The organism is Pseudomonas sp. 3MA1 (genome assembly GCF_029237275.1).
GTDB classification, from domain to species: Bacteria; Pseudomonadota; Gammaproteobacteria; order Pseudomonadales; family Pseudomonadaceae; genus Aquipseudomonas; species Aquipseudomonas fluorescens_AP.
Genome location: NZ_JAACFX010000003.1, coordinates 139,926 through 161,886, shown reverse-complemented (window position 1 = coordinate 161,886; position 21,961 = coordinate 139,926). Strand labels below are relative to the sequence as shown.

Annotated in this window: 23 protein-coding genes and 1 tRNA gene; 10 read left to right on the top strand and 14 right to left on the bottom strand. The window is 53.6% G+C overall.

The features are described from left to right. Positions 1 to 30: 30 nt before the first annotated feature. Both GWQ44_RS09795 and GWQ44_RS09790 read right to left on the bottom strand, forming a co-directional pair. Entirely contained in the window at positions 31 to 1,446 is a 1,416-nt protein-coding gene (locus GWQ44_RS09795; RefSeq protein ID WP_016966908.1) for an aminotransferase, read from the bottom strand. 58 nt (positions 1,447 to 1,504) lie between these two features. Continuing rightward, positions 1,505 to 2,605, bottom strand: coding sequence for a polyamine ABC transporter substrate-binding protein (locus GWQ44_RS09790; RefSeq protein WP_016966907.1), 1,101 nt, complete (start codon positions 2,603 to 2,605; stop codon positions 1,505 to 1,507). Positions 2,606 to 3,002: 397 nt separating this feature from the next. Between GWQ44_RS09790 and GWQ44_RS09785 the strand changes: the two genes are divergently transcribed. The 3 genes from GWQ44_RS09785 to GWQ44_RS09775 all read left to right on the top strand — a co-directional run bounded on the left by GWQ44_RS09785 (position 3,003) and on the right by GWQ44_RS09775 (position 8,273). Continuing rightward, a tRNA-Cys gene (locus GWQ44_RS09785) sits at positions 3,003 to 3,076 on the top strand. Positions 3,077 to 3,646: 570 nt separating this feature from the next. After that, positions 3,647 to 6,580: an ATP-binding protein gene (locus GWQ44_RS09780; protein ID WP_275927171.1), complete on the top strand. Its 2,934-nt coding sequence runs from the start codon at positions 3,647 to 3,649 to the stop codon at positions 6,578 to 6,580. Continuing rightward, positions 6,573 to 8,273, top strand: coding sequence for a response regulator receiver domain (locus GWQ44_RS09775; protein WP_275927170.1), 1,701 nt, complete (start codon positions 6,573 to 6,575; stop codon positions 8,271 to 8,273). Before GWQ44_RS09780 ends, GWQ44_RS09775 begins: the two co-directional genes overlap by 8 nt. Positions 8,274 to 8,320: 47 nt before the next feature. Here GWQ44_RS09775 and GWQ44_RS09770 read toward each other — a convergent pair whose 3' ends face one another. The 4 genes from GWQ44_RS09770 to GWQ44_RS09755 all read right to left on the bottom strand — a co-directional run bounded on the left by GWQ44_RS09770 (position 8,321) and on the right by GWQ44_RS09755 (position 11,820). Next, positions 8,321 to 9,478, bottom strand: a complete 1,158-nt coding sequence (locus GWQ44_RS09770) for a DNA cytosine methyltransferase (protein WP_275927169.1) — start codon at positions 9,476 to 9,478, stop codon at positions 8,321 to 8,323. A 221-nt stretch (positions 9,479 to 9,699) separates the two neighbouring features. Continuing rightward, on the bottom strand, positions 9,700 to 10,764 hold the full coding sequence (locus GWQ44_RS09765) for a tyrosine-type recombinase/integrase (protein WP_275927168.1): 1,065 nt from the start codon (positions 10,762 to 10,764) through the stop codon (positions 9,700 to 9,702). 3 nt (positions 10,765 to 10,767) lie between these two features. Beyond that, positions 10,768 to 11,034: a DUF4224 domain-containing protein gene (locus GWQ44_RS09760; protein ID WP_275927167.1), complete on the bottom strand. Its 267-nt coding sequence runs from the start codon at positions 11,032 to 11,034 to the stop codon at positions 10,768 to 10,770. Positions 11,035 to 11,043: 9 nt separating this feature from the next. Further along, the gene (locus GWQ44_RS09755) at positions 11,044 to 11,820 is read right to left on the bottom strand and encodes a DNA cytosine methyltransferase (protein WP_275927166.1); all 777 of its coding nucleotides are present in this window, start codon (positions 11,818 to 11,820) and stop codon (positions 11,044 to 11,046) included. A gap of 35 nt (positions 11,821 to 11,855) precedes the next feature. On the opposite strand from GWQ44_RS09755, the gene GWQ44_RS09750 reads away from it, so the two are divergent. Next, complete coding sequence (locus GWQ44_RS09750; protein ID WP_275927165.1) at positions 11,856 to 12,461, top strand: hypothetical protein; 606 nt, start codon at positions 11,856 to 11,858, stop codon at positions 12,459 to 12,461. A gap of 290 nt (positions 12,462 to 12,751) precedes the next feature. Here GWQ44_RS09750 and GWQ44_RS09745 read toward each other — a convergent pair whose 3' ends face one another. From GWQ44_RS09745 to GWQ44_RS09720, 6 genes are all read right to left on the bottom strand, one after another. Further along, a complete protein-coding gene (locus tag GWQ44_RS09745) occupies positions 12,752 to 13,171 on the bottom strand; it encodes a hypothetical protein (RefSeq protein ID WP_275927164.1) in 420 nt (139 codons plus the stop codon). Between the two features lie 44 nt (positions 13,172 to 13,215). After that, on the bottom strand, positions 13,216 to 13,542 hold the full coding sequence (locus tag GWQ44_RS09740) for a pyocin activator PrtN family protein (RefSeq protein WP_210458527.1): 327 nt from the start codon (positions 13,540 to 13,542) through the stop codon (positions 13,216 to 13,218). Positions 13,543 to 13,700: 158 nt separating this feature from the next. After that, positions 13,701 to 13,985, bottom strand: a complete 285-nt coding sequence (locus tag GWQ44_RS09735) for a hypothetical protein (RefSeq protein WP_047287326.1) — start codon at positions 13,983 to 13,985, stop codon at positions 13,701 to 13,703. A 9-nt stretch (positions 13,986 to 13,994) separates the two neighbouring features. Next, positions 13,995 to 14,579, bottom strand: coding sequence for a hypothetical protein (locus GWQ44_RS09730; RefSeq protein ID WP_275927163.1), 585 nt, complete (start codon positions 14,577 to 14,579; stop codon positions 13,995 to 13,997). Further along, a complete protein-coding gene (locus GWQ44_RS09725; protein WP_258717740.1) occupies positions 14,576 to 14,755 on the bottom strand; it encodes a hypothetical protein in 180 nt (59 codons plus the stop codon). The genes GWQ44_RS09730 and GWQ44_RS09725 overlap by 4 nt, the downstream gene beginning before the upstream one ends. 77 nt (positions 14,756 to 14,832) lie before the next feature. Then, a complete protein-coding gene (locus tag GWQ44_RS09720) occupies positions 14,833 to 15,582 on the bottom strand; it encodes an XRE family transcriptional regulator (RefSeq protein WP_041118665.1) in 750 nt (249 codons plus the stop codon). Positions 15,583 to 15,683: 101 nt separating this feature from the next. Here GWQ44_RS09720 and GWQ44_RS09715 point away from each other — a divergent pair, with 101 nt between their 5' ends. The 5 genes from GWQ44_RS09715 (at position 15,684) to GWQ44_RS09695 (ending at position 19,540) form a co-directional block, all read left to right on the top strand. Further along, a complete protein-coding gene (locus GWQ44_RS09715) occupies positions 15,684 to 15,908 on the top strand; it encodes a helix-turn-helix transcriptional regulator (RefSeq protein ID WP_080774206.1) in 225 nt (74 codons plus the stop codon). Between the two features lie 326 nt (positions 15,909 to 16,234). Continuing rightward, positions 16,235 to 16,753 carry a phage regulatory CII family protein gene (locus tag GWQ44_RS09710; protein WP_263001015.1) on the top strand — a complete coding sequence of 173 codons (519 nt, stop codon included), beginning with the start codon at positions 16,235 to 16,237 and terminating at the stop codon, positions 16,751 to 16,753. Beyond that, positions 16,746 to 16,970: a TraR/DksA family transcriptional regulator gene (locus GWQ44_RS09705; protein WP_060839754.1), complete on the top strand. Its 225-nt coding sequence runs from the start codon at positions 16,746 to 16,748 to the stop codon at positions 16,968 to 16,970. The genes GWQ44_RS09710 and GWQ44_RS09705 overlap by 8 nt, the downstream gene beginning before the upstream one ends. Continuing rightward, complete coding sequence (locus tag GWQ44_RS09700; protein WP_275927162.1) at positions 16,963 to 19,182, top strand: VapE domain-containing protein; 2,220 nt, start codon at positions 16,963 to 16,965, stop codon at positions 19,180 to 19,182. Before GWQ44_RS09705 ends, GWQ44_RS09700 begins: the two co-directional genes overlap by 8 nt. Then, a complete protein-coding gene (locus tag GWQ44_RS09695) occupies positions 19,175 to 19,540 on the top strand; it encodes a hypothetical protein (RefSeq protein ID WP_275927161.1) in 366 nt (121 codons plus the stop codon). Before GWQ44_RS09700 ends, GWQ44_RS09695 begins: the two co-directional genes overlap by 8 nt. A 638-nt stretch (positions 19,541 to 20,178) precedes the next feature. On the opposite strand, the gene GWQ44_RS09690 is transcribed toward GWQ44_RS09695, so the two are convergent. Further along, positions 20,179 to 20,454, bottom strand: coding sequence for a hypothetical protein (locus tag GWQ44_RS09690; RefSeq protein ID WP_275927160.1), 276 nt, complete (start codon positions 20,452 to 20,454; stop codon positions 20,179 to 20,181). Between the two features lie 100 nt (positions 20,455 to 20,554). Here GWQ44_RS09690 and GWQ44_RS09685 point away from each other — a divergent pair, with 100 nt between their 5' ends. Then, the gene (locus GWQ44_RS09685) at positions 20,555 to 20,896 is read left to right on the top strand and encodes a phage holin family protein (RefSeq protein WP_275927159.1); all 342 of its coding nucleotides are present in this window, start codon (positions 20,555 to 20,557) and stop codon (positions 20,894 to 20,896) included. A 48-nt stretch (positions 20,897 to 20,944) separates the two neighbouring features. Here the strand turns inward: GWQ44_RS09685 and GWQ44_RS09680 are convergent, their stop codons facing one another. Beyond that, the gene (locus tag GWQ44_RS09680) at positions 20,945 to 21,685 is read right to left on the bottom strand and encodes a hypothetical protein (protein ID WP_275927158.1); all 741 of its coding nucleotides are present in this window, start codon (positions 21,683 to 21,685) and stop codon (positions 20,945 to 20,947) included. Positions 21,686 to 21,961: the final 276 nt, after the last annotated feature.

Sequence of the window (21,961 nt, the reverse complement as noted above, 5' to 3'; positions counted from 1 at the left end):
ACGGCTCCGGGGCGATCGGTTGCAGGCGCATCACCCCAGGTACTGACCGTCGCGACGCAGCTCGGCGGCGGCCTCCAGAATGCATTCGCGCAAGGTGTCGACGATCTGGTCGATCTGCTGATGGTTGATGATCAGCGGCGGCGACATCACGTTGAGGTGGCCGATCGGGCGCACCAACAAGCCCTTGGCCTGGGCCCGCAGGTGGATGCGCTCGGCGATGTTCAGGGCTTCGGGCAGCAGCGCCTTGCTCTGCTTGTCCGCGACGAATTCGACACAGGCCATCAAGCGCTTGCAGCGCACATTGCCCACCAGCGGCAATTCGGCCAGGGTCTGCAGGCGCTGCTCCATGTAGCGCCCGACATCCTCGACATGGGCCAGCAGGTTCTCCCGCTCGATGATCTCGATGTTCTTCAGCGCCGCGACGCAGCTCACCGGGTGGCCGCTGTAGGTGAAGCCGTGGGTAAAGCAACGGCCTTTTCCCGGTTCGCCGATCACCTGCCAGATGCGCTCGGAAAAGATGCATGCCCCCAGCGGCAGGTAGCCCGACGTCAGGCCCTTGGCGGTGGTGATGATGTCCGGCTGCATGCCGAACACCTCCTGTGAGGCGAAGAAGGTTCCCAGGCGTCCGAATGAGGTCACCACCTCGTCAGCCACATACAGCAGGTCGTAGCGTTGGCAGATTTCCCACATGCGAAGGTGATAACCCTCGGGCGGAATTATCACCCCGCCGGAGCCCATGATGGGTTCGGCAAAGAACGCCGCGACCTTGTCCGGGCCGATGGTGAGGATCTTGTCTTCGAACTCGGCCAGCAGAAACTCGAGAAATTCTGCCTCGCTCATCCCGGCCGGGGCCCGGTAGTAGTTGGGGCAGGAGATGTGGTGGAACAGATCGCTCATGAAGTCGAATTCGGGGGCCCGGTCCGCGGCCTTGTTACCGATGGACATGGTGAGGAAGGTGGAGCCGTGGTAGGCATTGATCCGTGAGATCACGTGCTTTTTCTCATGCTTGCCGCGACTGTTCTGATAGAACTGCACCAGGCGATAGGCCGTGTCCACCGCCGTGGAGCCGCCGGTGGTGAGGAACACGTGATTCAGGTCGCCCGGAGCCAGGCTGGCGAGTTTTTCACAGAGCTCGATGGCGCTGACGTTGGCCATGTCGCAGAACGGGTTGGAGTAGGCCAGCTGCCGTACCTGGTCGGCGATGGCCTCGGCCATTTCCTCGCGCCCCAGGCCGATGTTGGTGCACCACATGCCGCCGACCGCGTCCAGATAGCGTCGGCCGGCGGTGTCATAGATGTAGGCGCCTTCACCGGCGGCGATGTTCAGCGAGCCCTGCTCACGGTGTTCGTCGAACATGTGGAAACCGTGCATGTAATGCGCCTTGTCGGCGGCCACCAGCTTGGGGTCGTCGAACTGCTGGAAGAAGGTTGCGGATTGGATAGCCATGGGCTTTACCTCGGGTCGAAGCATGACGTGGACAATTTGTGAAATTGGCGCCGGCAGATCACTTGCCGATCTTCACCATGTTCCAGGTGCGGGTGATCAGGCGGGTACTGGCGGGTGACTGGATGGTCTGGGTGAACAGCCGCTCGCGGGTCTGGGCATCGGGGTAGATCGCCGGGTTGTCGCGCACTTCGGCGCTGAGCAGCGGCGTGGCCTTGAGATTGGCATTGGCATAGCGGATGTAGTCGCTGACCTCGGCCATGACCTGGGGCTGCAACAGGTATTCGATAAAGGCATGGGCATTGGCCACATTCGGGGCGTCGGCGGGAATGTAGAAGTCATCGAACCAGATCAGCGACCCTTCCCTGGGAATGAAATAGTCGAGCTTGACCGGTGCCCCGGCTTCATTGGCCCGGGCCTGGGCCGTGGCGTAGTCGCCGGACCAGGTGGCGCTCAGGCACAGCTCGCCATTGGCCAGGCCATTGAGGTAGCTGGTGGAGTCGAACTTGCGAATGTAGGGGCGCACGGCCATCAAGGCCTCCTGCGCGGCCTTGAGATCGGCGGGTTCGGCGCTGTTGGGATTGCGCCCGAGCCAGGCCAGGACCAGCGGCAGGATATCGGTGGGCGAGTCCTGCAGCGTCACCCCGCAATCGGCGAAGCGCGACACCACCTTGGGATCGAACAGCATCGCCAGGGAACCGATGGGCGCATCCGGCATCCGCTCGCGGATCTTGTCGACGTTGTAGGTCACGCCATTGCTGCCCCAGGTATAGGGCGCCGAATACTGCACGCCCGCGTCGTAGTTCTCCAGGCTCTTGAGCACCTGGGGATCGAGATTCTGCCAGCTGGGCAACAACTGCTTGTTCAACGGCTGGAACACCCGCGCCTTGATCAAGGGCGGCACCAGCGCGGCATTGAGCACCACCAGGTCATAGCCGGAGCGCCCCGGAAGCAGCTTGCCCTGCACGGTTTCGTAAGAGTCGAAGGTGTCGTAGATCACCTTGATTCCGCTGGCCTTCTCGAAGCCGGCGAGGGTGTGCTCACCGATGTAGTCCGACCAGTTGTACAGGCGCAAGGTCTTGTCGGCGGGCTCCTGAGCCTGCAACCCGACTGCCGCCACCGCCAGAACCACGCCAAATACCGCAGGGAATGCTATGCGCATGCTGGAATTCCGCCTTGAACCTGATGGAAGGAGCCCGGGTCGAGCCGTTGGCGCTACTGTCCGCGAGCGACCGGACACATGCCATAACCCGATCGGGTAGGTGACCGCGCGCGCAGAAGAGGAGGGAGCAATCCGCCGTCATGTGTGCAATCATCCAGCGCCGTTGCCCACTGCGAGACGGATTTGCAGCTGCCCGGAAACCTGCGGAAACAGCCCGGCAGAAAAAATATCGAATAGGAGTTGCCAGGAATGGAAAACATGTCCATAATTGCGACCATTCCTCAGCGAGGAAACGGAAAAACTCTTTAAAAATCAAAGAGTTGCGAGATGAGGTTGATCTCGAATGCCGTTGCAGTTTGTACGTGTTCAGTGTTGCTTTACGGTACTGGACATTTGGGGCCGAGTAGCAAAATGGTTATGCAGCGGATTGCAAATCCGCCTACGCCGGTTCGATTCCGACCTCGGCCTCCACCCTCGAAAACCCCGTAGATTAACGTCTACGGGGTTTTTTATTGCCCGGGATTTGGGCAATCACTTCCGCAAATTTTTGGATCGCTTCCGCAATTAGCCTGTTTTTAGCGTCGGGCTGGGAGAGCTTTTGCTCCATTTGGTACGAGTTGACTGTAGATTTTGGCTAAGATATTTGCCGTCTTTTCCTATGGACTGCATTGGCCCATAGTTATGGAAGCATTCAAATTAGAGGCTTGAGAGCAACAGCTTTTGGCAAAAAAGCAGTTCAGCGCGGCCTATCGGTTTGGGGGGGGGGCGTCAGAATTAAAGGTGCCTGAAAATTTTCAAATGATGGGGCGCAATATCTTCGGCCCTGATCTGATGATGTCATTTGGCTATGCTGGTATGCTGAAAATTGGTAGGTTTCTGTAAAATTCTTTCAGTTTTACTGCCTAGGCGGCACAAAATAACAAACTATACAATATCTACACAGCTGCAAAAATCAAAGGATAGGCAACATAGATTGCCAAAAAAGTTTAAGCCAGTCTGAAAATCAATTCTGGATGGATTTGGACAATTTCGAGTGAGATCATGAAGGATTCAGTACCGTTCCAGACAAGAGCTCGTACGATTGATCACTTGGGGCGCGAGCAAATTGCGGATGTTCCAACAGCAGTAAGCGAGCTTTGGAAAAACGCTTATGATGCTTATGCTAAAGAGGTGTCTCTTCATATACACGATGGAGAAATACCTATAGCAGTCATTATGGATGATGGCCATGGAATGACTCGAAAGCAGTTTCTAGAAAAATGGCTGGTAGTCGGCACAGATTCCAAGGCAGGTAACGAATCGGTGCCTCTAGAGTTGCGACAAGGCTTAGATGAACGTCCGAAACAAGGTCAGAAGGGGATTGGACGATTGTCGGTCGCAGCTCTCGGTGCTACTGCATTGATTATCTCTAAACAAATAAATAATTTATTTGTTGCGAGTCTTATTGACTGGAGACTTTTCGAAAACCCTTTTTTGTTGCTGCACGATGTTAGGTTGCCTGTCATCGAGTTCGGAAGTATTAGTGAACTGCCCGGTTTGATTTCAAGTATGCAAAAAACGCTAGTTGAAAATATAACTGGCTCTGATGCTAATGATGATCGTGATAAGCGCCTTATTTCCGCGTGGCAAGAGTTTGATGAGCTGGTTAAAAGTCGAGATCTTATTGAAATATCTCCTTCGGAGCAGATAATAATTACCGCTGGATTGGATATTGATGCTTCGATTTATCTGAAAGAGTGGGGTGCATGGTCTGGAGAAAAAGAATCGGGAACTTCTATTATTATATCGGATTTGAATCCTGCGCTCTCAGCATGGATTTCAGATGCTGCCACAAATTCGGTTGATGAAAGTGATGCTGTAAAGGCGTCATTGATACGTACTTTGTCAGGGTTCTCCGATCCGTATGAAAGAAGTGAAGATGTCTTAGACTATCGAGTTGTGGTTCATAGAAGGGGAGGGAGCGCGACAATTATAGAAAGAGAAAGCGGCTATGGTCTCGATTATTTAAAGAGCCTGGATCATAGTTTGATTGGAGAAATAGACGAGTTTGGAATTTTTCGCGGTCGAGTTATGGTTTTTGGCAATGATATAGGCAATGTAGAGATTGCGCCCTCTCACCCCGTGCCAACCTCATATAAAGATAAAGTTGGATCTTTTTCTTTTTGTATAGGTGCCTTTGAGCCGATAGCTCGATCCAGTTCCCTTGAGGCTGAAGTCCACTCGAAAGTACTTTTGCGCGCAGAAAGCCATTCTGGCTTGAACGTTTACCGCGATGGATTGAGGGTTATGCCATACGGAAGGCCAGAAAGTGACTTCTTTAAGATAGAAGAGAGGCGTCAGTTTCACGCAGGGCGTGAATTCTGGGCTAGTCGAAGAGTGTTTGGGCGAATTGCTATAAGTAGATCGAGTAATCCAAATCTTCGAGATAAAGCCGGGAGAGAGGGGTTAATCGATAACGCCGCCAGTCGGGCTATTCAAACGCTCATCGTTGACCTTTTGAAGGTTACTGCTAGACGATATTTTGGTACGGATGCACCCGTACGACAGGACTTATTACCTGGCGTAGAAGCCGAAAATGATGTCGCAGCGGCTAAAGCAAAACTTGCTAGAAGTGGTCAGCTTTCAGGGTTTAGGAAAGTAGTTAAAAGCAAGCTTCCGCAGCTTAGTGTTGCAATGCAGAATATTATAAGTTTGAGGAAAGACTTAGAGGAAATATTTGAACAAGAAGATAGTGATGCGCTTTGGAAATTGTCAACTCGTATCGAAGATCTGCAAGGTCTTAGGTCGGAACTGAGGTTGCCGCCAAAACCAAAAAATCTAGGAAAATTTGAAGATCGTTACAGGGAATATCGAGATCAATATTCGGAATTGATTTTGGTTATTGATGAGGTGAAAAATGCATGGGCTCTCGAAGCTGAGAGGCTGAATGCGAAGCCTGCCATTGACGTGGCAAAATCCAGATTGTCGAGTAACCAAAGCTCACTAAGTGATCAGCTTGGCCGCTGGAAGAGAAATATCATCGATCTGCTGAGCACTGAGCAGACAAGAATTGCTGAGCGAATCCAGGATGATCAGAAAGAATTCTACAAAAAAGTTTCACCATTATTGTTCGATGTAGAAGAGAAAAGAGTGCCACTTGTTACGGCTCTAGCTGAGATGGATGACGCGCGTGATGAGCTATCAAAAAAGTTTTCAGATATATATGAGCCTTACCATAGAAGTCTGATGCATCTATCAAGTGGGATAGATCTGGATAGCGCGTTCGCTTATGCTGGCGCGCGAAGCGAAACATTAGAAAATCGGTTAGAGCAAATTCAAAGTCTGGCTCAAATCGGTATTAGTGTAGAAATTTTGAGTCATGAACTTCACGCATTAGATAGGCGGCTACAATCAAGCTTAGATAGATTTCCTGACGCTTTTAAGGCAACTAAAGAATTTTCAGAGGCGAACTGGGCAAGAAAAGAGCTTGTAGAGCGACTGAGGTTTTTATCTCAGATGCAAGTTTCTGGAAGTGATATTCGTCAGAAAATTACCGGTGCGGAGATTGAAGAATACCTAAAGTTGTTTTTTAAGGCAGTGCTTGAAGAAAATAATATCCTTATTAAAGTAACTGATGGGTTTAGGTGTATAGCATTTTATGAGTTTCCTTCCAGAATATTTCCGGTATTTATAAACTTAATAAATAACTCAATTTATTGGCTGCCAACTGGTGCTGATAAGTTGATCCAGCTTGATGTGGAGGATGATTGTATTGTAGTTAGCGATAATGGCCCGGGTATTGATTCGGATGATGTTGAGAATCTATTCGAGCTATTCTTTACAAGACGGATTCGTGGTCGAGGTGTTGGGCTTTATTTGTGCAGGCAAACTCTGGCGGCTGGCGGGCATACTATTCAGTACGTAGTGCAGTCTCCGCTGAAAAAATTGCCAGGCGCTAACTTTGTAATCAAATTGCGGAATGGATTCGATGCATAATTTATCACCAGAGTTGCTCAAAGAAGCTTTTATTGATCCGATTCGTTTTGCCCTTGTCTTAGATGATGAGTTTCCTAACTTTTCCCAGATGTCACGACAAGAACCAGCTTTGCATCTTGATCATGCCAAAGCTAGTAGCTTGTTTAGTTTCTGTCGAAGTAGAGGATGGCTATGTGATATAGATAATGCCGTAGTGTTTGCGGAGGAGTTTGAGCGTGATAAGCATTTAAATCAATCAGATCTACTGATATTGGACTTTCACTTGGAGGCGGACAAGCCTAACAATCCGAGAAAAGCACTTGGTGTTTTGCAATCATTGGCGTCATCTAATCATTTCAATCTAGTGATAGTTTATACTGCCGCAAATCCGATGGACGTTGCACGCGACATTGCCTTCAGTCTTGGGGGAGGGTGTTTGTTAAGTGAAGACGATAGGAAGGGGGCTGTTGATTTTCTTGAGGAGCTAGATGATCAAGAGCTGCGCGAACTCAGGGATCTTTGTAACGTTGATATTGTTAACAACTTCCTTCAGTCAAAGAAGCCGAATGGGAGTTCTGCTATTTTGCGAAAAGCGCTTGAAGTTAAGGGCGTTCGAGGAGCTGCTGCGAATAATATTATTAACTGTTTTTGCGAAGAGCATTTGTTGGAAGTAGTTCCTCAAGATGTACATAGTTCACGTAGCGTTGGTAGTAAAGTGGAAGTTAGCTTTAGCCCTGACAGTCCTATGTGGGTAGCAAAGGGAAATCTTTTTACTGTTGTGGTTAATAAGCAAGAGCCGGTTAATGTATTAGTTGATCGCCTGCAAGAGGGTTTGAGTTCATGGAATCCATCTCCCTTGCGTGTCCTTATGGTTCATGCAAGGGCTGCATTAGAAAAAGTTGGTACTAGTGCAGATATAAAAGTATTGGATACCCCGCGACGACAGGCAGGGTGGCTGCTACGAATTTTATCCGCAGAGTCTGTTGAAGACCGTAAGCGTCATACTCAAGATCTTTATGGGCGATTATTTGAGCGGTTGATTAAGCATGTGGACATTAGTGCTTTCGAGTTCGGGGCGCGGCTATTCCCTCAGTCTGATAGAGCCCCAGTTGATATTGCTTTAGAAATGGCTACGGCAACTGGAATTGCTAAAGAGTGGATCTATCACGCTTTAAATGAGCATTTGTGCTCTGATAGCTTCACCGATGGAGCCATAACTACAGGGGTTGTTTTCAAAGCCGTTAAAAATGGCCTGACAAATTACTGGCTTTGTGCGACTCCAGCTTGCGACTTAGTACCTGGACAAAATACCAGTGGATGGGATGGCGAACTTGCTCCATTTAGGCCTGTTACTGCGGTTCGACTAACTTTAGTTACGACCTCTATGCGTAAACGGTTAGAGCTTGCGACGCAAGGTCGATATATTTTTGTTTTCCAAGATGAAACACCGCTCGTCCTTCAAGTTACGGACGAGGATACAAGAAAGATGAAGCTAGAAACATTGTTCTTGCGAGATGGTGGTGTTATTGAGTCATCAAAATTCTCTGGATTATGTATTGGTAAAGGAGAAGATAATTTTCCATCAATGATAGAGATGAATTTTGAATCGATTGCTCTATTGCGCTCTGATTATGCGAATAAGTTTCTTGCAGAATCTGGTTATCAAAGAGCACGTATTGGAGTGGATTTTGTAGATTATCCAAAAGAGAACTAAATGAATGGACAGGTGAGCCGGAGCTGTCGGCTCACCTACACAAAAAATTAGATAAGGGACTGAACGATTTTTTTTAGTATGGCTTCAGCGAGAAGTACAGGTACAGCGTTTCCTATCTGCTCCCCAGCGGCTATTAGCCCGCCCTCAAAAATGAAATCTTCGGGAAAAGTTTGCAGTCTAGCCGCTTGCCTCAATGTAATTCCATGATTTTCTACAGGATGAACAAACCTTCCTTTGGAGGGGTTAATACAAGCAGTTGTCATCGTAGGACCTGGCTTTGAAGGATCAATGCGACCGTACACGTCGCTATGTCCAGAATGCCCCTCGTGGCATTTCAATACTCTTCCCGAATCTGAGCGGCTTCCACCGTTAATAGGTGTTCTTTTGAAGAGATCTATCAACTGTTCAGAATGATTCATATGAATGTTGTTCGGGTCGTTTTCGTCTGCCGAATAAAAAACCTCTCCTGCGTTCTTCCAAAGGGGCCTGCCTTTTTTTTCACTTTCGGATAGGGAGGGTGATACGTGAGTGGCTTTAGGAGGCCATTCAATATTTATAGGTCGAGATTTGTCTACTCCCAAGATAAACACTCTCCGCCTGCTCTGTGGTACACCAAAGTCGCAAGCATTTAATACGGCTGGAGGGAATAGTTTGTACTCCGCGCTTTCACCCATTTCATAGAATTTTTTCAAGTACGTCGAATGCCGTGGCCACAACAGGCCCGGTACATTTTCTACTAGAAAAACACGGGGTCGTATTTTTTTTACATAATCAAAGTACCGACATAAGAGTATATTTCTCGGGTCGTCTACACCGCTATCTTTTATCCTGTGGCTAGAAAAACCTTGGCAAGGGGGGCCGCCAATTATGATGTCGCACGCACCTTCACTTAGCTTCCAGCGTGCCAAGGCATCCCCAGGATCAATGGGTGAAATATCCCCATTTATTATAGGTACCGCTTCACCATTAGAGTTTTTAATGTTTTTTGAATATGTAAGTGCGGCTTTTTTATTTATTTCTAAGGCACCAACAATCTCAATCCCTGCCCGAAATGCTCCAAGTGAGAAACCTCCCGCACCAGAGAAAAGGTCTATACCTTTGATCGTCGGTAAGGGCGACGAAAGATTGTCGACTCCAAGAGATGGCATTTGCGTTTCGCGTCTCTCATCGGAGGGGTGGCCTAAGCAAGCCTTTAGGTCCTGCATTTCTATCCTAGAACTCAAAATTTTTCTATTTTAGAGATATGGCGCAAACCTGCAATCGATTCGACCAACTCCTTCGAAATTCCCAGAGCTGCAAACCGAAATGGATACACAGCGCATTGTCGATAAAGCCTGCTCCGTTCTCCCCAAAAGATGGCTTCTGCGGAAGGGCGCTATTGCCTATTGGCCGTATGCTGCCAAAAATGATTTATGGCGGCATACGCTTATTTCGTAGGCTTAACAATCTCACCAACACGCCGATAGACCTTCTTCGTCATCTCCTCCGTTGTGTGCCCCAGCAACCGGCTAGCATGCGTCAGCTCAATCTCGCTAGCCGCCTTCGGCCGGATGTCCTTGAACTGAAACTGCCGAATGCTGACCGCCAGTGCCGGATCGCCATCGGCCGCAGCCTTGATGGCAGCCTTCTCCCGCGCATCGTCCCAGCGGTTGCGCAGCATCTGCTGGCTCATTCGTAGCCCTGAGGCGTTGGTGATCAACGTCGATGTCCTGATGCCATTAATGGCCCTGCGTTCCTGTAGGTCTTCGATAAAGGCACTCAACCCGGACTGGACGCCTTCGTCCTCCAGGCGCAGGCGTAGGCGCTTTTCGGTTTTGCCCTGGCCTATCAGTAAGAATCCGTTGTTCAGGTCGGTGGCGGCGATCTTGAGCACGTCTGCGGGGCGTTGCCCGGTCAGGTAGGCCAGGTCCATCGCGTCCTTCAGTTCCTGCACCGCTTCGGCGTAGACCGCATTCCATACGGTCTCGCCAGCGTAGTAGTCCCTGGGCTTTTCCTTGTTGCGGCGAACGCCGAAGCACGGGTTGGCTTTGTCGGTCAGGCCCCACTCTCGGGCAATGGTGAACGCGTGAGAGAGCAGGGCGATTTCTCGATTGGCCCGGACCTTGGCGGTTCTGGCATCGCGGTATTGGGCGATCACCTGGGGGGTAATCGATTCGATAGGCGCGTTTTCAAAGGCTCTCCTGAGTTGCTTGAGTTCCTTGTGGTTGTCCGACTGGGTGCGGATTGATTTGCCGGGGATGATCTCCTTTTCGTACCGGTCGAATACGTAGCTCATCAGGTGGTTGGGCTTGGGTGGCGCTCTGCGTTCCAGCCTGGCCCATTCCACCTTGGCCTGATCGAGGTCGGTGCCCAGCGGGATCTCCTTGCGTTTGCCGGCGGCGTCCCTGCCGTCGTAGTAGTACGCCGTCCAGATCTGGCCGTTCTTGCCCTTTCTGATACGGCGCACCATACGCGGCGGCAGGTCGCGGTTGGCTGTGGTTCTCTTGCGCACGGGTCAGCTCACATTCGCAAGGTTGAGCGACCAGACTTCAGTCACGGCATTAGTTGCTGAGGGTTTAACTCCGGCTAATTTCATCCTGGCGTAGACCCGGCCAACGATGGGGCGCCGGGCACCGGTCAGAACAAACTCCCAATGGTTGTTGGTCAGCCATTGGATCTGTTTGGATGGGAGCTGATACCCGGTAATGGTGTGCAGTTCGTCCTGGTCAAGTGTTTCACTCTGCAGTGCGTTAACTGTATTTAGGGTGTTGTTAGTGGTCATGCGGCCACCTCACTTGGAAAGTGCATAAAATGCTGTTGCTGCCACTCGCGGAACTTGGCCATTTCCAATGGCGCGATGTCTGTCCATTGCAATGGCCAGCCCATCAACCACTCGCTGAACTCGGGGTTGTGCCGCCCTCCAGGCAGCAAGCCCAGAAGGGTTAAGTGCTCGGGCAGGCGTACACCCCGCGAGGACTTTTCGGCTCTCTTCCTGGCGGTCTCTGGTAGAACGCTGCCTTTCCCGTCCGAAGCCGTTGGCGTCGGCCACAATCCAGATACGCTCCCTTCTGTGATCCAGGCCGGCGTCGTATGCGCTGAACACTCCCCATCGTGCATCGAACCCCAGTTCGGCCAGGTCCCCGAGAATACGTCCAAGCCCCCTAGAAGTGAGCATTGGCGAGTTCTCCATGTACGCGAGGCGGGGTCGTACTTCATCGATGATTCGGCGCTGCTCCACCCACAATCCGCTTGCTTCACCGTCCAGGCCGGAGGCGTCCCCGCAGATGGATATGTTGGTGCAGGGAAATCCCCCCGAAACCACATCAACAAGGCCTCTCCATGGTCTTCCGTCAAAACTGCACACGTCAGACCAAATAGGGAAAGTTGGGAGGGCTCCATCGTTTTGTCGTTGCGCCAGAACCTGTGCGGCGTAGGCATCACGCTCAACGGCGCAGATGGTGCGCCATCCGAGGAGGTGGCCGCCGAGTATTCCGCCACCAACGCCTGCGAAAAGAGCCAGCTCATTCACGCGGCCTCCTTCGTGGACGGAAGGTCTAGAAATGGGCATGCTCCATTTTTTTTGATGGCTTGGAGCCATAACACATGGAGAATTTCAGCATGCCGTCGGGAATGAGGCTCGCCAGTATTTGGGTTGTTTGGGGCGTTATTGCGATAGGGGCCTTGGGATGGGCACTGTTTGCTGTGCTTGATGCGTTTGGATTGAAACAGGAGGCTGCAGCATGGCTTCAAGCTTTTGGTGGCATTGCAGCAGTTTGCGCGGCATTTTACATCGGCAATAAGCAGACCAAGGATGCGATCGCAGTTCGTGATGCTAAACAACACGTTGTAGTTCAACTTGTCCTCTGTGTGACGAGTCGTGCAGCAGCTGTCAGTAGCCTTTTGTTTCAGAGTTTCACTGAGATGCAGTCTGAAAACATTGCACTTAAAACAGAGATAATGACTTCCGTTGAAGAGCAGTTGATGGCTCTCAAAGGAATTAATCCTGTAGATTTTCCTAGCCAAGAAATGGTGGAGCCATTTCTTGTTATTCGAGGGGCGCTCGAGCAAAGCATCGTATTCGCGAGGCTGCTTGCTGAGGGGGACGCAAAAGATGTGATGAGATGTGCATATGTTTTTTCGACTAACTCTCAAGCCATCAACATTGCGGCGCAAAAACTGGCAGAGCTGCAGCAGCCTAAAAAGAAATAGGAATGCTTTATTCCCCAAGACATGCTGCGCGAGCAGCCCGCCCTGAGCGTTCAGCATTGCTCCAGGTGTAGCGGCCCCGCGCAGCTTTTCGTGGGGTGTACGCGCCTCGGTGGTGCTGTGGGCAAGAGCAGTAATGCCTGCTGCTGCGCAGCAGCGGCTCTTTGCTTCTTGCGCGTCGACGCTGGCGGCGTTGCGGAGCAAAGCGGTCATGGTTCGGGCTGTGGGCTCAGCGTGCGACATGCCGCTTTCCTCCGGTTTCTGATAGCGGGCTGGTCCACCGATCTGCTGGCTCATGCCGCTTCCTCCTTTGCTGCTGGCTCCACCAGGGCGGCCATGGTCAGGGCTTGATCGCGCAGCGAGCGCGAGTCTCTTTCGAGTTTTTTTCCGGTCTTGAAGGCGCTGAATGTCTCGGCGGCAATGCGCAGCAGATCCGCGATGGTCAGCAAGGTCTGGCGGTGTGCTGGCTTGAGGGCTTGGCTGTCCTGCAGGTACTTGTGTAGTTGAGCCAGCCTTTGGTTATCGGCTCGCACGAACTTGAGTGCGGTTGTCAGCTCGCGCAGGGCTCTCGCGTTGTCCGCTTCGGCAAAGGCTTTGCCTTCCTCGATCCCGGCCTCTCGGCCATTGCTTCGGCCAATCAGGTAGCCGGCCCAGTAGAGCAGGGCGACGGTGAGTATCAGGCCGATCAGGGCAATGATCTGTATGTGGGTCATGTAGTGTGCTCCGGTGGGTTTGGCTGGTGGTGGCAGCCGTTGGGTTATTGGTCGTGCTCGGCGGCGTCGGCCTGTTGCTTGGCGTGTTCTTCATCCGCCCGGTAGGCGCGGATGTCGATCAGTGCGGCAACGTGGCGGATGTGTGCGTACTTCGGGGCCTTGCGGCTGCTGTCCAGGGTGGTGACGGGCAGTTGAATGCGGCCGCTGCTGATCTCGGCCGCGAATGACTGTTCGTTGAGGTTGCGGAAGTACTGCACGCGGATCTTTTCCAGCGGGATCAGTACGTCGCCGAAGGTGCGATACAGCAGCTCGACGGTGGCGGTTTCCGGTGCTGGCATCAGGCGCAGCGGGGTCTGGTTGGCGTTACTCATTGGCTTACTGGCTCTCCATGCGCTGGCGGCGTTTCGGGTGGTTCCAGGTGATCAGGCAGTGGGCTTTGGTCAGCTCGCGCAGATGCTCGGGTACCTCAAGGAGCGCAGCGTTGCGCTCCTCTTTGGTCCGTAAGGCGATGATCTGGCGGGCGTACTCCCTAGGCCACGTCACGGCGATCTGCCGGGATCGCGGGCAGGGCGAGACCCAGTTGTTCGGCAAGCCAGGGAATGCCGGCCTGACGAACCCGCGTTGACTGGCTGTACTGCAGGCCCAGCTCCGGGTGGAACCATTTGCCTTCCTTGGTTCCCAGGTACTCACGGTCGCGTGTTGGATAGGCCGGCAGTCGCTCGGCGTTGAGCAAGCCTTTCTCTTGCATCAGGCCGATCAGCTGCGGTCGTGTGATGCCGAAGTACCGGGCCGTTTCCTTGAGGTTGCGATCCATGGTGGCCTCCTAAGCAGCGTGCGCGGCGGGAGTTGCCAGCGCTGCCAAGTGAAGGATGGATTCGCAGACGTCCTGGTACATCTGCACGTCGCTGCCCGAGACGGTGAAGCACTTGGTCCGTGGGCTTTTGACGCCGATGCTCAGGATAACGGTGACGCCCTTGCGCGTTCGGGTGCGGTGCACGGCCAGACGAATCGGCAGTTCAAATCCGAGATCCAGATCGAGGAAGCCACCCAGGCACACCACACCAAACACCTGCTCGCGCTGTTGGGCGCTGAAGGCTCCGAACACGCGCTCGGCGTGTCGTGGTGGAGCCAGCTCGGCGTTAGGATCGATTGGGCCGTTGGCGATTTCTTCGATGAAGTCAGCCAGCTTCAAGTGGGCTTTCTTGTCGTTGGCCAGGGTCAGCGTGTGGCGTTCGCTGCCGACCTCGACCACAAAAGTGACGTCTGCCTGGGTGCGATCAACCTTCAGCCGAAGCTTCAGCGCCGTGCGCTGTGGTGAATCGCGCAGGGTGTGGTGGAAGGTTTCGCTCAGGTTGACCTGGGCCTTGAGCAGTTGCAGCGTGCGGTTGTCGACTCTGAATTTGCTCATGCCGCGTCGCCTCCGCCGTTCGGATCGAAGGGGGAGGGCCCGCGTTTTTTTGCCACGAGCTTAAGTTTTCTGTCGTGAAGGACAACCAGGCAGCCGGTATTGGATTGCAGCTGCTCGATCAGTTTTGGGTTTCTGGCACATGCCGGATGGACGTGCAGTGTCGCGGTGGTGTGCATGGTATTGCCTCGCTCTGTGGTGGAAGAGTGAGGCAAATATCACGTAGTGTGTTTGTCCGTGTCAATACGTTGTGTGATTAAATGTCGGCCGAGTTATGGAGAAAGCGTGATGACTTCAAAATTCCCCCCACAAGGTGAATGTCTAAAACGTCTTCTTCTGGCACGTGAATGGGGGCGTGCAGACCATTAATGCTGTCTAGCCTGTACATCCCATCACGCAGGTAGATGAACTCTTTGATCATTGTTTTACCTGATGCGGTTCGGACCATCACCTCATCACCGCTGTAAAAGCTTTTGTTGGGCTCAATTAGGACAAATTCCCCGTTTTTTATTCGGGGCAACATGCTGTCGCCTGTCACTTTGAGCCCATAAGCATCGGGATCATCGCTGTGAATATTCAGATATCCATCATCATGCCCAGGTGGCAAGGCGAGCTCTTCGAAATAGCCCTCATTACCCAACTGAGCATTGCCTGTAACGGGGACTGTCCCGTCTTTTGCCCATCCTATGTTGCTGCTTACAGGCTGCCCTTTGTCGCTAGAGCGGCCGAACTCCCTGACAGCTCGATCCTCAGAGCGAACACGGCCTTGGATGTGCTCGGGTAGCGATTCAATTTCGGATCGATCGCGGCCCGCCACTAGGTCGGGTAATGACACCCCGAGGGCAGTAGCCAGTATTTCTAAATCTTGCAGATTAGGTTGGCGTGTTCCTTTCTCATAATTGCCAATACGAGATTGGGACTCCCACCCACAGGCATGAGCAAGAGCCTGTTGGCTCATGCCGGTAGCCTTTCTTAATTGCTTGATGCGATTGCCTAGTGTGTTCATGTGCTTTTTTTACCACGATATGAAATTTATTTTTCACACTTTGCGTGTTGAAAAGTTCACGTTTCGTGCTTAAGATTGCCGCGTGTTATCGGAGACCCCTTATGAACCGTATTGCTGAGCACCGAGAGAAAGCAGGTATTAGGCAAAGAGATTTGGTGGTTGAGCTTGGTTGGACGCAGACGCGTGTTAGCAATTACGAGGCCGGGCGGCGCAATGCTGGGCTATCGGAATGTCGAGCAATTGTTCGTGCGCTAAACAAGCTTGGCGCTGCATGTTCGCTTGATGACGTTTTTCCGCCTGATTTAGGTGGAACTCAAGCAGCTTAGAAAAAAGGCGATCCGAAGATCGCCCAGTTCCTCCCGGCACACACCATCACAGTGTCGCCAGGTCGCGGTTTAGGTAGGCGTGCACACCACATGCAAAAACGTCTACTTCAACCGCGCTTTCAAGGCTCGGAAGCCTTGGGTTGCTGCCTTCTCCACCACAGATAGGGCAGCTGTTGCGCCAGAGGTGAACAACGGATTGTTCGCCTCGGCACGGTGCCGGTGTCGATCCCGAAGACCTCGCCGGCGTTTGGGCCCTTTCAAGCCACGCGGCAAATGTATCACCACTGCATGCTGCGCGGCACTGGCAACTTTTAAGGATTAATGCCATGAGCCGTATCGCTTTGAACTCTGTTGAGCGGGCCAAGCGGGAAGTCTTGCCGCTCGATCTCGCGCTTTACCATGCCGCCCGGGACTATCCTGGTGGCGCCGCAGCCATCGCCGCCACCACCGGCCGCAACCCGACCACGCTGCAGCACAAGCTGTCTCCCACCCACCCTAGCCACAGCATCAACATTCAAGAATTTGGCGAAATCCTGGAGCTGACCAAGGACCGGCGCATTCTCGACGCGGTGCATGCCTTGGTAGGGGACACGATCTGGCAGGAGTTGGCCGAGGCTTACACCAACGACATGCCGGAGACGCTGACCACGGGCATCGCGGTGTACTTCCGTCAGGTCGCCGACCTGGCCGACACCTGGGCCAAAAGCATCGGCGATGGCGTGGTAAGTGATGCCGAGCTGGCCGAAATTCGCCTGCAGGTATTTCGCGGCATACAGGGGCTGCTAGGCATGTTTAACCGTGCCTGCTACGTCAACCAGACCACTCGGGGGGCGGACCATGGCTGACATTGCGGATTTTGCCAACGATCTGGTGCAAGAACGCCTCGATCAAGCGCTTGCGGCGCGTCAGTTGCTGAGACCTGAGTTGGCGGCGCATTCCTTCCTCATCTGCGAAGACTGTGACGGTCCTATTCCCGAAGCGCGCCGCTTGGCGCAGCCGGGTTGCACCATGTGTGTGACCTGTCAGGAGATCGATGATGTGCGGAGGGCCCGCCATGCTTGATGAGGTCTTGGGGCAGTTCGCCGATTACGGCCTGGAGCCCGCGCAGCCGTTGGTGTTCGGCAAGCTCACCCGCTGCAAGACGGCGCAGGATAAGGGCAAGGAGAAAAACGGCTGGTACGTGGTTCATGAGCACTACACCGAGAAGGGCGAGACCCTGATCTTCGGTAGCTTTGGCGACTGGCGTTCGGGTGTGACGCAGAAGATTAAGGTCAAACCCGGGCGGATGAGTGCTGAGGAGCGTGAGGTGATGCGCGCCCGGCAGGAAGAGGCGAAACGCCGGGCGGCGGAAGTGGCGGCCAATGCGGCGCGTCGTGCGGCAAAGCGTGCCGCCGGGTTGTTCAAGCGTATGCCGGAGAAGGGCAAAAGCGCTTACCTGGACCGAAAGCAGATCGTTGGTTTCGGTGTGCGCTATGCACCGCGCTCGGGGGCGTTTCTGGTGCCCATGAGCAACGTGCGCGACCAGATTGTGGGCCTGCAGGTTATCTATCCTGAGAAGCTGCAGAACACTGGCCGCGATAAGTCCTATTGGCCTTACGGGATGTCGAAGGATGGGGCTTTTCATTTGGTCGGTCCACACCCGGAGCCGGGTGAGCCGATTCTGGTTTGTGAGGGGTACGCGACCGGCGTCAGCCTGCATATGGCGACTTCGCTGACTGTGGCCATTGCCTTTGATGCCGGCAACCTCATGCAGGTGTCCAAGGCGATGCGGGAGCGCTTTCCGGGTCGTCCGATCATTGTCTGTCGGGATGATGACTGGAAGACAACGCGTCCTAACGGAGAACCCTGGAATCCCGGCAAGGAACGAGCGGAGAACGCAGCGGCGGTGGTCGGCGGCCAGGTGGTGGCGCCGATCTTTTCCGGCGAGCGAGAGATCAAGTGGACCGACTTCAACGACCTGCATTGCGCCGAAGGTTTGGAGGCAGTGCGTCGTCAGGTGCTGGCGGTGGTCAGGCCACCCGCTGCGGGTGGCTGGCGGGATCTGTTGGCTCGCAGCGACAGCGGCATGCTGATCGCGCACATGCAGAACGTTGAACTGATCCTGAGCAATGATGAGCGCTGGGCCGGGGTGATTGGCTTCTGTTCGTTCAGCGCCAAGATCGTCAAGCTGCGGGTACCGCCCTATGGCGGCGACACCGGCGACTGGGCCGACATCGACGACATGCTGGTGATGAAGTGGCTCGCGCAGCAGTACAACCTGCGGGTCAAGGTCGGGAACGTGATCGAGGCGGTGAGCGTGGTGGCGCACTATCGGGCGTTTCATCCGGTGCGCAATTACCTGCGCGGCTTGGAGTGGGACCGCGTGCCCCGGCTCGACTCCTGGCTCACCGAGATCATGGGCGTGGAGCCGACCGACTACAGCTCAAAGGTCGGCAAGCGCTGGATGGTTTCGGCGGTGGGCCGGGTGATGGCGCCGGGGTGCAAGGCGGACTCGGTGATGATTCTGGAAGGTGCACAGGGCGCTGGTAAGTCAACAGCCATGAGCATTCTCGGTGGTTCGTGGTTTATGGACACGCCGTTTACCCTGGGCGACAAGGATGCGTTCCAGGCGATCCGGGGCAAGTGGATCATCGAGCTGGGTGAGCTGGACAGCTTCAACAAAGCCGAATCGACCAAGGCCAAACAGTTCTTCTCAGCCTCGGTGGACACCTATCGCGAGAGCTACGGCCGCAGAACGATGGACGTGCCACGCCAGTGTGTTTTCGTGGGCACCACCAACCAGGATGAATACCTCAAGGACGCCACCGGCAACCGGCGTTATTGGCCGGTGGCCTGCACCAAGGTCGACCTGGAGCAACTGCGACAGATCCGAGACCAGCTCTGGGCTGAGGCGATGTTCTGCTATCAGGCGGGTGATATCTGGTGGGTGATCCGTGACGAAGCGCCGTTGTTCGCCGAGGCGCAGGAAGAGCGCTTTGTGGTGGATGAATGGGAGGTGCCAATTCTGAAGTGGCTGGAAGAGTCGCACTTGGGGGAGACCACCACCGGCAGTCAGATCCTGGCCGAGGTTCTGAAAATCGACCCTAGCCATTGGGACAAGCCAGCGCAGATGCGCGTCGGCTCAATCATGCATCGCCTGGGGTGGCGCAAGAAGCGTATGCCGGCGTTGACTAAGAGCGGCGTGCGCCCTTGGGCCTATCAGAAACCGACCGGCTGGGGGCGCGGATCTGCATTGCAGGTGGCGCCGATGGAGGAGGAGCCTTGCTTTGATTAAACGAATCGACGAGATGCTCAAACTCTGGGCTCAGGACCTGCACATGCCCACGACCCTGGCCATCGGCACGGCAGGCGGCGGTAACATGATTGCCATGCTGATGGAGTGCAAAGGCGAGCTGATACGGGGAACCCGGGGCAGCCGAGTGCTGCTGGATGAATCGGCCGATATCGAGCTGATCGTCAACAAACACCTGTCGCCCGAGCTGGCCCTGGTGGTGATGGAGCATTACTGCAATCACGACAGCCTGCTTTCGCAGAAGATGCTGCACTGCGGCTGTAGTGCCAGGACGTACTACCTGCGTTTGCATGAGGCTCACGTGTACATCGACGGCTTGCTCATGGGGAGGGCTGCTTGAGCCTTACCCTGGCTGCGTCTGTTGCTGTCCTACTGGCTCGCCTTGTCCGACTCTGTTTTAACGCAGCAGGACAAGCGCGGGCCTTGTCATTCGTGGGCTGTCCTACTGTCCAACCTCTCGGCGCGTCATGCGCACACATGAGCGCAGCGGGCACACACTACGCGCCGTGGGCGCGCACGCGTGCCTTTCAATTTCTTCTTACAGGCGAGAAAGGAAAGACAGAGGTAGGACAGTAGGGCAGAGCTTTGTATTTCGGGGCCTGTAGCTGTCCTGCCTGACTCACTATCAGTGGGACAGGCAGGACAGCGCCAAAGGCGCTGATAGCCGAAATAAAGATATTCGCCGACATTGCCTAGGCGTTCACTAGACATTCACCGGGTGGCGTTAAAACAGGGTTGCTGCCAGTAAAATCCACCTGTAAAAAGTAGTCATCTTCGATAGGTGCGACCGCAGAGAGCGGCAGGCACCCACACACCAAACCCGGCCCTTGCGCCGGGTTTTTGCGTTTAAGGGGGCAGCGATGCAAAAGCAGAAAAATGCCAAGCGGCGGAAGCACCATGAGAGTTCAACTAAGCGAGCTCGCATTGCTCTGCTCGAAGCGAAGGCTGCTTGCTTAGAGCAGAGCGTGCGGCGTCTAGTTAGCTCTTAGCTACCCGCGCCGATGCAGGCAGCACGAAGCCTTCCATCTCCTCTTGTAGGACGAATTGGATGTCTTCATAGCTCATGCTGCGTACTTGAGCTGGCGGCCAACTGAATTTATGGACAAGGTAGAAGCGCACTGCATCAAGGCCTTCCAGGGACTTGTACTTCTCCCGTTTGGCCAGTTTGTCGCCGAAGACAGCTAAGTGATAGACAAGCTGACCTTCGGCCTCATGCAGCCTTTTCCAGGTTGCATATTTTTCTTTTTCGGACATCGAGGAACCTCCTAGTTCAATGATGGAGCTGAGAGGTTAGCAGGGTTGTTCAAGCGCTAGATGGCAGAGGTCAAGATTATGAGCAGATGCAGGGGTTGGAATGAATAGCGAACAACAGGCTTTAGTCGAGATGCCGATCTGGATGGTGATCGTATTGTCTCTGGTCGGTGGGGTGTCGGGTGAAATGTGGCGTGCGGACAAGGCGGGCGCCCGGGGATGGGTGTTGTTGCGGCGTTTGGTGTTGCGATCTGGTGCCTGCATTGTCTGTGGGCTGTCGGCCATGATGCTGTTGATTGGGGCCGGCGTCTCGGTCTGGACGGCGGGCGCCTTCGGCTGCTTAACCGCGATGGCGGGTGCCGATGTTGCGATTGGTCTCTACGAGCGTTGGGCCGCCCGGCGGATTGGTTTATCGGATCAGCCGCCCGGTAGTGGTACTGCTTAGCAGTAATTGACGTTCAATCCCTTCATACAGGGAATGGACCTCAAGGATTCAATCTCCAGCAGACGCTTTAACTGGATCTTCTTTGAGAAGTATCTGCCTAAGAACTCGACCGGTTGCATTGTCAATCTTGTAGACAGTGTGATTGGAAAGAAGAAAGGTAGTTTTCGTATCTGCTGCTATGAGTTGCCCGGAAAATTTTTCGCCTCCTTGGATCGGAATGGTTTGGTCACGGCTTAATCCGGAGGTTGCATGTAGGCCAGTTTCCTCCTGAATGCCTTTTTTTGTGGCTTCAATGCTATGCAGTAATCCTATAACTGGAAGGTAAAATAAAAGAAATAATATTGCCCATCCTAAGCCGGCTCTGTTCATGAATACGATCCATGGTGCACTGCGATCGGTTATAAGGTAGGTGATAACGGCAGATATTATTAGGAATGGAGCTAAGGTGAAAAAAGCACTAATAATTGACGAGTTATCATCCCCTGCTAGGTAACTTAGGGTCTGTCGATATCCTTCGGCTAAAATTGCTGAATTGGTCAGGTCAAGTTCACTTGTCTTTATTCCATACTGTTCGAAGAAGACAGTAAGGCCTAAATATCCCGCTATGAAGAAAAACGCCTGTATGGTAAGTGCGATACTGATTATTAGTTTTAGTGTGAATTCTTTGTCGGAGTTATGTTCTCCTGGGCTTACCTTGGTCTCGGTTTGTTGAGTTGTACAATTCGGGTAGTTGATGGTTATAGGAGATGAGAGCTCTACTTTAACTTTCGTTTCTCTTTTCCAGAACACGTTGCGTCCTTGATGTATTGAGGGATTTTTGATGTTGACTAGTTTATCGATAACTGTGCAAAAAAAGGTGGGTTGTAGAGGCGCTCTGTTGGCTTTGGAGTGACCCACTGGTTTCGGGTATCCCCCGGGGTGCGTACCCCTACACAAGTACTCGGCTACGTGGTTTCTCTGCTGCTGAAGTGAGCACATCGATATCCGTCTTTGTAAAGGGGGCAGGGGCGGGCGCCCGGAAAACCGGCGGGGACCCTGGGAAGCTCCCGAGGACACGGGGTCGGG

Coding starts and splice junctions, on each gene's coding strand:
- GWQ44_RS09690 (WP_275927160.1), bottom strand. CDS start 20,454: ATGTCCGAAAAAGAAAAATATGCAACCTGGAAAAGGCTGCATGAGGCC.
- GWQ44_RS09795 (WP_016966908.1), bottom strand. CDS start 1,446: ATGGCTATCCAATCCGCAACCTTCTTCCAGCAGTTCGACGACCCCAAG.
- GWQ44_RS09715 (WP_080774206.1), top strand. CDS start 15,684: ATGAACCGTATTGCTGAGCACCGAGAGAAAGCAGGTATTAGGCAAAGA.
- GWQ44_RS09750 (WP_275927165.1), top strand. CDS start 11,856: ATGGAGAATTTCAGCATGCCGTCGGGAATGAGGCTCGCCAGTATTTGG.
- GWQ44_RS09770 (WP_275927169.1), bottom strand. CDS start 9,478: ATGCAGGACCTAAAGGCTTGCTTAGGCCACCCCTCCGATGAGAGACGC.
- GWQ44_RS09740 (WP_210458527.1), bottom strand. CDS start 13,542: ATGAGTAACGCCAACCAGACCCCGCTGCGCCTGATGCCAGCACCGGAA.
- GWQ44_RS09735 (WP_047287326.1), bottom strand. CDS start 13,985: ATGGATCGCAACCTCAAGGAAACGGCCCGGTACTTCGGCATCACACGA.
- GWQ44_RS09685 (WP_275927159.1), top strand. CDS start 20,555: ATGAATAGCGAACAACAGGCTTTAGTCGAGATGCCGATCTGGATGGTG.
- GWQ44_RS09705 (WP_060839754.1), top strand. CDS start 16,746: ATGGCTGACATTGCGGATTTTGCCAACGATCTGGTGCAAGAACGCCTC.
- GWQ44_RS09780 (WP_275927171.1), top strand. CDS start 3,647: ATGAAGGATTCAGTACCGTTCCAGACAAGAGCTCGTACGATTGATCAC.
- GWQ44_RS09755 (WP_275927166.1), bottom strand. CDS start 11,820: ATGCCCATTTCTAGACCTTCCGTCCACGAAGGAGGCCGCGTGAATGAG.
- GWQ44_RS09725 (WP_258717740.1), bottom strand. CDS start 14,755: ATGCACACCACCGCGACACTGCACGTCCATCCGGCATGTGCCAGAAAC.
- GWQ44_RS09710 (WP_263001015.1), top strand. CDS start 16,235: ATGAGCCGTATCGCTTTGAACTCTGTTGAGCGGGCCAAGCGGGAAGTC.
- GWQ44_RS09760 (WP_275927167.1), bottom strand. CDS start 11,034: ATGACCACTAACAACACCCTAAATACAGTTAACGCACTGCAGAGTGAA.
- GWQ44_RS09745 (WP_275927164.1), bottom strand. CDS start 13,171: ATGACCCACATACAGATCATTGCCCTGATCGGCCTGATACTCACCGTC.
- GWQ44_RS09775 (WP_275927170.1), top strand. CDS start 6,573: ATGCATAATTTATCACCAGAGTTGCTCAAAGAAGCTTTTATTGATCCG.
- GWQ44_RS09790 (WP_016966907.1), bottom strand. CDS start 2,605: ATGCGCATAGCATTCCCTGCGGTATTTGGCGTGGTTCTGGCGGTGGCG.
- GWQ44_RS09720 (WP_041118665.1), bottom strand. CDS start 15,582: ATGAACACACTAGGCAATCGCATCAAGCAATTAAGAAAGGCTACCGGC.
- GWQ44_RS09730 (WP_275927163.1), bottom strand. CDS start 14,579: ATGAGCAAATTCAGAGTCGACAACCGCACGCTGCAACTGCTCAAGGCC.
- GWQ44_RS09700 (WP_275927162.1), top strand. CDS start 16,963: ATGCTTGATGAGGTCTTGGGGCAGTTCGCCGATTACGGCCTGGAGCCC.